Raw genomic sequence first — 8,483 nt, 5'->3', positions numbered from 1 at the left:
GCGAGCCACGGGCCAGGAGGAACGCGTCCCAGGCTGGCTCTCGACCTTCCAGGTCGCGAGCAGGCCACCTCGTACGTCGATGAAATCCGGGCCTCGACCGGCTCCGTCGTCCAGATCGACGGGCTTCTCTTCGTAACGGTGCTCATCCACGCCGACTGGCCCAACGCAACACCCTGGCGGCTCAACCGGGCCCGGCTGGAGGTGAGGTGTCGTCAGGCTCCTCCCGCGGGAGCCGAGAGCCGACCTCTGCGCATCACCTCGCGCGTCTCGGGCCGAGACCAGTTCCACACCCTCACCGCCTCACGTCCGGAAGGGGTCGGCTGCCTCTCCTTGATTCTGGAGGAGGACGGTCCCCGGACCCTGCGCCTCGATGGACTGGGAGTGTCCCCATGACGAGCCCCTTGCATCCTGACCTGCTCCAGCCAGGGGACACCGTGCGGCACTACCGGGTGGTCCGCCACCTGGGCTCCGGAGGCTTCTCCACCGTGTTGCTCGTGGAGCACGAGGGCCGTGAATACACCATGAAGTTGGCGGCGCGACCGCCGAGCAAGGAGGACGAGACGCGCACGGACGAGCGGGCCTTCCGGGAGGCGGTTGCGCTGGGGCACTTCCGCCATCCCAACCTACCGGAGGTGCGCGAGTTGGGGCGCTGGCCGGACCTGGAATCGGGCTTCTTCTTCGTCGTCACCGACTACATCCCCGGCTGCACCTTCAATCAGTGGCGGTGGAAGATCCAGGCCCCGCTACACCGCCTCGTGGGCAAGTTGGCCGAAGTGGCGCGGGTCCTGGCGGATTCGCACGAGCGGGGCGTGGTGCACCGCGATCTCAAGGCCGATAACATCCTTGTGAGGGATGGGGACGAGAGGCCCTTTCTCACCGACTTCGGCTCGGTGCACCTGCCAGGGGCCTACACGCTGACGGAGGTACTGCCTCCGAGCACGTTCCACAACATGCCTCCCGAGTGCGCGGCCTTCCTGCTCGGCGGCGCGTGGGAGACCGGGGCGCACCTCCCCCCCACTCCCGCCATGGACCTCTATGCCTTTGGGGCCCTGCTCTACGAAGTCCTCACGGATTGCCACGCCTTCAACCCCAAGCTGCCCAAGGAAGAGCTCGCGCTCGCCATCGAGCTGCTACCCCCGGCACCACCCCTCCGCATCGACCCGCGCGTGCCGCCGGGACTGAACGACCTGACGCTGCGGCTGCTGGCGAAGAAGCCGGAGCAGCGCCCGCCGAGCGCCCGGGCCGTCCACGAGGAGTTGATGCGGATGTTGGAGGCGGAGGGGAAGACGGAGCCCTGGACTGTGCCGTATGCCTTCCCGGAGCCCTCGGAGGCCGCCGGCTCGACGGTGAAGCGGCCGATAACGGCCCCGGACTCGGTAGGAGAACCGGCCCAGCGGACAGAGGCGCCCACGCCTCGCACGGAGACAAAGGTGGAGGCCTCGTCCCCAGCCGTGCAGCCAGAGGGCGCGCGACCATCATCGAGGTGGCGGAGGAATGGAGCGGTGGCGCTCCTGGTGCTCGCCCTCGGGTGGATGCTGCTCGGAGTAGGGTGGAAAGCTGTCCGCGCCGGGTGCGCGTCCGCCGTGGAGGTGGCGTGCTCCGGCGCGGCCACCCCCGAGAAAGGACTCCACCCCATGTTTGCCTCCAGCCCTCACGACAACGCCTCTCTCCAGCCCACGCCGTCCGGGTCCACCGGCGGCCTGTGCGCGCTGCTGTGCGCTTGCGCCACCGCAGCTCACCTCGCCGCCTGTGCGAGCGCGCCCGTACGTCCCGACATGGGCCGCCTTCTTGAGCAGTGCCCGCCCGAGGCCCGCGCCACGGCCAGACACCTGGGTCTCCAGCCCATCATGGAGGTCCGATTGCAGACCACCACCTGCGCGGGCTCGAAGCAGCCCTGCTCCAACGCGATCAACGTCAAGAGCGGGCCCATGGAGGGCATCCTTATCCTGAACGATGAAACGGGCTTGAAGGTGACGGGTGAGGCGAAGGTCTTCCCGGATCGGGTCTACATCTCCTTCGACCGGGTGTACCCGACGCCCGAGACCCCTCCGGTGCCCTTGTGCGGTGTGGCCCTGAATGACGACACGGATCGCTTCGGCGTGACGACGCACGCGGCCCTGCCGCCGACCAACGGCCTCAACATCGACCCGGCCCGGGTGGACCGGAGCCCCGACGCCACCGTCCTCCGCTGGCCCATCGTGTACACCTATATCCAGGGCCCCGAGGGTACATTCCAGCCTCGACGCTGAGCCACAGGCGTTCTGATTCCCGGGAGCGAGGAGCCCGGGAGACTGCCCCACCGCCTCTCAGGCAAGGGGGAAGTCCCCTTCCCTTCACAACATCGAGGCAAAGTGCTCTGAACCCTCCCTGCTCTCCCGCCATGCAACCGCTCGTCAGCCACATCAGCACTCCTCCGCACGCCCACGAGCGTTTCAAGTGCGCACCCACGCTGGGTTGGCGTGGGAGCAGGGCCCTATCCCATCTGATAGGGCTTGTGGTCATCACGGCCCTGGCGGAACTCGCCCATGCGGAGCCCCCTGTCTCCCGGCCTCCGCGCGACAGCATGGCCTCGGGCAGCCGCCCTTCAGTCTGTGGGAACTTCACCACCCAGACCATCCAGGGTTACAAGGTGCCCGGCCGGAAACCGGACTCCCAGTTGCCTTGGGAACTCTTCCTCGGCAACGCCTCGCACCGGCTCATCGCATATATCTACGGCACGCGATACCCGACGAACGTGGTTTTCTACAACAAGGACACTATCCAAAGCATCCTTCAAGAACGAGGTATCGGAGACTGGTCACTCCTGCCCGAGAACGAACGCAAGATGCGCCCGGACATCACTGACATGACCATGCTGACTGTTTTTGAAATCAAGCCTCATGGTGAAAAAGGGCTCCAGGACGGCATCCAGGAAGTTCAAACCTACCTGCTCGCACTGAACCGAACCTTGATGCCCGCCGACAAACTTGCAACTGGAAAGGGGTTCGAGGGTGAGATCCTGATCCAATTCACACAAGGGCAGTTCATCTGGCGCTTGGAGTGGTGCACCAACGCACCTGGAGTCACCCAGTACCGTTGGACCCGAAGCCAGGAGCGCCTCGATTCGAGCGCGGCTGCGTATCAGGCAGGGCAATGGGTGGAGATTTCCGAGCAGGAACTGAAACAGTACGGTGGATGGGTGGCCCAAGCCGTCGAGGGGATGGTTGAAAGGCGAGAGCGTCTCTCCACGATCAGTGGAGCCATCGGCGTCGCTATCGACACGGTAGGCAAGGTGGCGATGATCGTCGTCTCCACCACGAGGTCCAATGAGCGCGGCACATCTCTGCCGGGAGGAAAGGTTCTCCCCTTCCCCTCGAAGTCCCCGCCCACCGTGGCCCCGGTACCACTTCCCAAAGCGTCAGGCATGTGAGCACACCATGGAAACCAATCAGGCCAACACGCTCCAACTTCCGTCCTTCCTTCATGGCGCCTACGGCACGATCAAACGCAAGGCGAAGACGGAGGGGCGCCATTGTGCAAAGCAATATCAGCTCAGCGGCGCCTTCCCCCAGCCCCGGGAATTGCGGACGGTTGCTCCCGGTGAGGTGGTCCTCACGCACAATGTCGTCGATTTCCAAGACGAGGAGCCGGCCTGGCGGCTGTACATGGTCTCGGAGTTGATCATGAGCTTGTGCGAAGTGGACGAGAAGAACCACCGGCACCTCGACAACATGTACGAGACTTCTTTTCGTGAAACGGCCTGGGGCGCGCTGTACTTCGCGCTTTCAGGAAGGGCTCCAGATAGCGCGGCGCGCACGGCTCTGCGCCTCGAGGCCGTGGTGCGTTTCTGGGATTCGCTCCAACACGGGCGCTATCTCCATCAGAAGCTGAATACGTTCCTGAACCTGGATGAACTCCTGACCACTGCCTGCGGTTGGGCCATGGACGCCTGGTGCCCCAAGGGAGAGGACTCCGTCCGTTCACGTCTCGCGATGGCCTCGGAAAGCATGGCCCGAGCGACGCGAGCGGATTGTGTCGAGGCCATTCTCCGCCAATTGCCCCATATCCTCCCATTCGCGGATAGACAGAAGCTCAATCACCCGGAAGTGGTGACCGATCCCACCGCCTGGCGCGACCATCTCGCCTCATTGGATGCCGCCGCCTTCGAGCGTATCTCCGCAGTACGCCCGGGTTGGGTGCTCCAGAGATTGTATCAATGGGACAGGCAACTCGACCTGCAATAGGCGCAAGGGCGACCCACACATCCGCGTCCCCGTGCGGTCTCCCGCACGACGGGACGCGGGCGCACCCCAGCCACTCTACCCGCGCAGGAACGCGGTGCCCTGACTGCCGGCCTTCTCTGCCTCGCGCAGGACGGCATCGTCGGGGGAGATACCCACGATGTGGATGGCCTCGATGCCCTCCTCCAGCATCTCCAGGCTCTCCTCCACCTTGGGAATCATCCCGCCCTGGATGACCCCCGAGGCGATCTTCGCGCGGGCCTCGGCGGGGGTGAGCGTGGGCAGACGCGTGGTGGGGTCGTCCTTGTTGGCCAGCACGCCGGGCACGTTGGACACGAGGAACAGCTTGGCCGCCCCGAGCTTCGCGGCCACGCGGGTGGCCACCGTGTCCGCGTTGATGTTGAAGACGTTGCCCTGGGCGTCCCCCGACAGCGAGCCGAGCACGGGGACGAAGCCCGCGTCCGAGATGCGCTGGAAGGCCTCGGTGTTCACGCCCGTGACATCGCCCACCAGACCGAGGTCCACCGGATCCGGGCCCGCGCCGCTCATCACCTTGGGAGGCCGGCGCCTGGCCTCGATGAGCCCGGCGGACATGCCCGTGGTGCACAGGGCGGGCACTCCCGCCAGGCGGAAGGCCGAGGCCACGTCCACCGACACCTGGCCCGCGAGCGTCATCTTCATCACCTCGAGGGTGGCCTCGTCCGTATAGCGCCGGCCCGCCACCATCTTCGGCTGGAGGCCGAGCTTCTTCTGGAGGTCGGTGGCCTGGGGCCCGCCGCCATGAATGACGGCCACGCGGATGCCCGCGCCGAGGAAGGCGCGCACGGCGGCGCCCACGCTCGCGGCCAGCTTGGGCCGGTCCATCGCCAGCTCGCCGCCAATCTTCACGACGAACCAGCGCCCGCGGAAGTCGTTCAGCCCGCTCACGGCCACAGCCCCGGCTCGGCGAGCGTGAGGCGCTCGTCCCAGCCCATCATGACGTTGAAGCTCTGGATGGCCTGGCCCGCGCCGCCCTTCACCAGGTTGTCCAGCGCGGAGAAGCACACCACGCGCCGGGTGTTGCCCGTCACGGGGCCGAGCGTGAAGCCCACCTCCACGTAGTTGCTCCCGGACACGCCCACGATCTCCGGCTGGCGACCGCCACTGACGATCCGGATGAAGGGCTCGTTGCCGAAGGCCGTCTTCCACGCCGCGGTGAGCTGCTCCTGGGTGACGGAGGCGGGCACCTCGGCGAACGAGGTGGAGAAGATGCCGCGCGGCAGCGGCGCGGACACGGGCACGAACTCCAGCGACATGTCCTCCTTGCCTCCGGCGATGCGCAGCGTCTGGAGGATTTCGGGGATGTGCTGGTGCTCGAGCGGCTTGTAGGTGCGCAGGTTGGCCGCGCGCAGCGGGTGGTGCGTGGTGATCTGCGGATTGGCGCCGCTGCCCGAGGAGCCGGTGGCGGCCACGGTGTGGATGGGGCCGGAGAGCAGGCCCGCCTTGGCCAGCGGCATCACGCCGAGCGCGATGGTGGTGGCGAAGCAGCCGGGGCTGGCGATGTAGCGCGCCTTGCGGATGGCCTCGCGGTTGAGCTCGGGCATGCCGTAGGTGAAGGCGCCGTCGGTGAGCATCCGCGGCGCCGGGTGCTCCACGCCGTAGTACTTCGCGTAGGAGGCCGCGTCGCGCAGGCGGAAGTCGCCGGACAGGTCCACGATGCGCACGCCCGTATCGAGGATGTCCAACACCACCTTGGCGGTGGTCTTGTGGGGCATGGCCAGGAAGACCACGTCCGCGCCGGCCACCGCCTGGGCGGGAGGCAGCTCCTGGAAGGTGAGATCCGTGAGCCCGGCGAGGTTGAAGTGGACGTCGCCCACCTTCTTGCCGATGTTGTCCACCGCGGTGACGCGGGTCACTTCCACGTTCGGGTTGAAGAGGAGCCGGCGAAGGATCTCCGCCCCGCCGTAGCCGGTACCGCCGATGAGGACTGCCTTGACCTTGTTGGCCATGTGCGCTGTCTCCGTGAGGGACTTCCCGGGCCGGTGTATAGGGGCGCCCCGACCGGGAAATCCACCTCGCCGAGCCCCTGACGCGGCGGGCCATGAAGCCCTGTTTCCCCCCGTACACGCACGGCGGACACCCGCACTCCGGGTATGGGCCGCCCGAGCCCTCGCGGAGCACTGGCCTCGGGGCGGAGCCTGTGGAACGGTGCGCCCACCATGAGCACGGAACTGAAGCTACGCCCCATCGAGCCGCGAGATGACGCGGCGGTGGCGGCGGTCATCCGCACGGTGATGCCTGAATTCGGAGCGAGCGGACCGGGGTTCGCCATCCACGATCCGGAGGTGAATGGAATGAGCGCGGCCTACGCGCGCGAGGGCCGCGCCTACTGGGTGGTGGAGGACGAGACGGGCCGGGTGGTGGGCGGAGGGGGCATCGCGCCGCTGGACGCGGGCGAGCCGGGCGTCTGCGAGCTGCGCAAGATGTACTTCCTGCCCGAGGCGCGCGGACGGGGCGTGGGCGAGCGCCTGCTGCGCCAGTGCCTGACGTTCGCGAAGGGAGCGGGCTACCGCCTGTGCTACCTGGAGACGCTGGCGGGGATGGCGCAGGCGCAGAAGCTGTACCAGCGCCTGGGCTTCCAGCCGCTCCCCAAGCCCATGGGCGCCACGGGCCACTTCGGCTGCGACCGCTGGTACGCGCTCGACCTGAACAGGTAGGAGCGCTTCAGCACGCGGCCGGCAGCTCGTCCCACCCGGCGCGGGAGCGGCCCCGCTGCTTGAAGTAGAAAGGCACGCCGGCTTCCTGGCATTGCTCCCAGAGGCCGCGCACCCAGCCCGGGTCCAGGGGCCGGGCATGAGGGCCCGTCTCGCCACCGGCAAGGACCCAACCGATGCCGTGGGCCCAGGGGCGGAAGTCCACCGGACCCAGGAGCGGCTCACAGCAGAGGAAGCGCAGCCGCGCCGGCACCGAGACGAGGACGGGGATGCGCTGGGAGGCCAGCTCCTGGTTCTCCACCGTCGCCCCCAGCCACACGTTGGGATAGCCGCTGCCCCAGTCCTCCGGGAGGCTCCGAGCGATACGGGCCGGGCGCTTGGTGAGCAGCAGCCAGTCGAGGTGGGGCGTCTGGGGAATGAGGTGCCATAGCCGCTCGAGCTGTCCCGAGGGCGCCTCGGCGTCGAAGACATCGGCCATGCTGGCGCACAGCACCCGTGCCCGCTGCCCGGCCTTCCGCGCCGCCTCGTTCCACTTCAGCGGTCCGGCCCAATAGCGATCTCCGAAGGTCCGGCGCGGCACCCCCTTGCCCCAGTGCGCTCCGCCGGTTCGCGCATCCAACGCTTCGGCGTAACAGTGGTCGCAGCCGGGACTCACGCGGGTACAGCCCCACCAGGGGTTGAAGCTGTACTGGATGAGGTCGTCGCTCGAAGCGCCCATGTCACGAGTCCTCGTGGGCCTGGAGCCGGCCGCCGCGCACCGCCTTCTGGAAGAGGGCGAAGTCCTTCTCCGTCTGGTCGGCGTAGGCGCGGGCGAAGTCGCACATGGCCCGGTCGAACACCTCGCTCTGGCCGAGGTAGCCGCGCAGCATGGCCGCATCCCCTCCTCGCGCATGGGCCCGGGCCAGCGCCCAGCCGCACACCGCCGCGTACTGGCGCAGCCCCCGGGGCGACAGGCGCTCCACGTCGGTGGTGCCCTTCATGTCTCGCAGCTGGCGCACGTAGAAGTGGCGCCCGCCCACCTGACACCAGCCGAGGAAGATGTCGCTGGCCGCCTGCATCAGCCGCTGCCCCTCCACCACCCGCTGCCCGGCATTGGCGCAGGTGCTCTTGCCCGCGAAGGGCTCCAGCACCGACGGCCCCGCCTCCTTCAACTGCAGGAAGAGGGGATCCTCCGCGTGCGCCCCCAGCAGCAGCGCGATGTAGCAGCGCAGCCCCACACTGCCCACGCCCACCACCTTCCACGCCACGTCCACCGTCTGGTAGCGCCGCACCAGCGTGGCCCGATCCTCCTGGAGCGAGGCCAGGTAACCCCCGCCCCCGCCCATCGCCTGGAGCACCTCGGCCAGCTCCTCCGCGTGGTCCCTCGGGGTGCGCATGAGGAGGGGCGGATCATGGATGATGCAGCGGCGGCCCTCGCGCAGCTCGGTGAGCTTGGGCAGCGCGGCCAGCTGGGTCCGCCGAACCGCCTGGGCGAGCGTCTTCTCCGCGCTCTGGCGCTCCTCCTCGGCCATCTCCTTCAGCAGGGCCTCGGCGTCCACGCGCGCGTACCACACGTCCAGGAAGGACCAGC

General features: G+C 68.0%; 9 protein-coding genes. 5 read left to right on the top strand and 4 right to left on the bottom strand.

All coding sequences use genetic code 11. The features are described from left to right. The 4 genes from VF794_RS02605 to VF794_RS02590 form a co-directional block, all read left to right on the top strand. On the top strand, positions 1–393 hold a 393-nt coding region (locus VF794_RS02605; RefSeq protein WP_331107367.1), incomplete at its 5' end, for a hypothetical protein. Further along, the gene (locus VF794_RS02600; protein ID WP_331107365.1) at positions 390–2,249 is read left to right on the top strand and encodes a serine/threonine-protein kinase; all 1,860 of its coding nucleotides are present in this window, start codon (positions 390–392) and stop codon (positions 2,247–2,249) included. The genes VF794_RS02605 and VF794_RS02600, both read left to right, overlap by 4 nt. Positions 2,250–2,494: 245 nt before the next feature. Continuing rightward, entirely contained in the window at positions 2,495–3,409 is a 915-nt protein-coding gene (locus VF794_RS02595; RefSeq protein ID WP_331107363.1) for a hypothetical protein, read from the top strand. Positions 3,410–3,416: 7 nt separating this feature from the next. Continuing rightward, positions 3,417–4,223: a hypothetical protein gene (locus tag VF794_RS02590; protein WP_331107361.1), complete on the top strand. Its 807-nt coding sequence runs from the start codon at positions 3,417–3,419 to the stop codon at positions 4,221–4,223. 75 nt (positions 4,224–4,298) lie between these two features. On the opposite strand, the gene argB is transcribed toward VF794_RS02590, so the two are convergent. Both argB and argC read right to left on the bottom strand, forming a co-directional pair. Further along, on the bottom strand, positions 4,299–5,147 hold the full coding sequence (gene argB, locus VF794_RS02585) for an acetylglutamate kinase (protein ID WP_331107359.1): 849 nt from the start codon (positions 5,145–5,147) through the stop codon (positions 4,299–4,301). After that, complete coding sequence (gene argC / locus VF794_RS02580; RefSeq protein ID WP_331107357.1) at positions 5,144–6,208, bottom strand: N-acetyl-gamma-glutamyl-phosphate reductase; 1,065 nt, start codon at positions 6,206–6,208, stop codon at positions 5,144–5,146. Before argC ends, argB begins: the two co-directional genes overlap by 4 nt. Before the next feature lie 210 nt (positions 6,209–6,418). Between argC and VF794_RS02575 the strand changes: the two genes are divergently transcribed. Then, on the top strand, positions 6,419–6,916 hold the full coding sequence (locus tag VF794_RS02575; RefSeq protein WP_331107355.1) for a GNAT family N-acetyltransferase: 498 nt from the start codon (positions 6,419–6,421) through the stop codon (positions 6,914–6,916). 7 nt (positions 6,917–6,923) lie between these two features. Here the strand turns inward: VF794_RS02575 and VF794_RS02570 are convergent, their stop codons facing one another. Next, positions 6,924–7,631, bottom strand: coding sequence for a DUF5131 family protein (locus VF794_RS02570; RefSeq protein WP_331107353.1), 708 nt, complete (start codon positions 7,629–7,631; stop codon positions 6,924–6,926). A 1-nt stretch (position 7,632) separates the two neighbouring features. Continuing rightward, positions 7,633–8,483: DUF2252 domain-containing protein (locus VF794_RS02565; RefSeq protein WP_331107351.1), on the bottom strand; the 851-nt coding region annotated here is incomplete at its 5' end.

This window comes from Archangium sp. (genome assembly GCF_036389735.1).
GTDB lineage: Bacteria > Myxococcota > Myxococcia > Myxococcales > Myxococcaceae > Archangium.
Note: the sequence above shows the minus strand (reverse complement) of the source record. Positions and strands in the feature narration are given on the sequence as shown.

Coding starts and splice junctions, on each gene's coding strand:
- VF794_RS02600 (WP_331107365.1), top strand. CDS start 390: ATGACGAGCCCCTTGCATCCTGACCTGCTCCAGCCAGGGGACACCGTG.
- VF794_RS02590 (WP_331107361.1), top strand. CDS start 3,417: ATGGAAACCAATCAGGCCAACACGCTCCAACTTCCGTCCTTCCTTCAT.
- argC (WP_331107357.1), bottom strand. CDS start 6,208: ATGGCCAACAAGGTCAAGGCAGTCCTCATCGGCGGTACCGGCTACGGC.
- VF794_RS02575 (WP_331107355.1), top strand. CDS start 6,419: ATGAGCACGGAACTGAAGCTACGCCCCATCGAGCCGCGAGATGACGCG.
- VF794_RS02570 (WP_331107353.1), bottom strand. CDS start 7,631: ATGGGCGCTTCGAGCGACGACCTCATCCAGTACAGCTTCAACCCCTGG.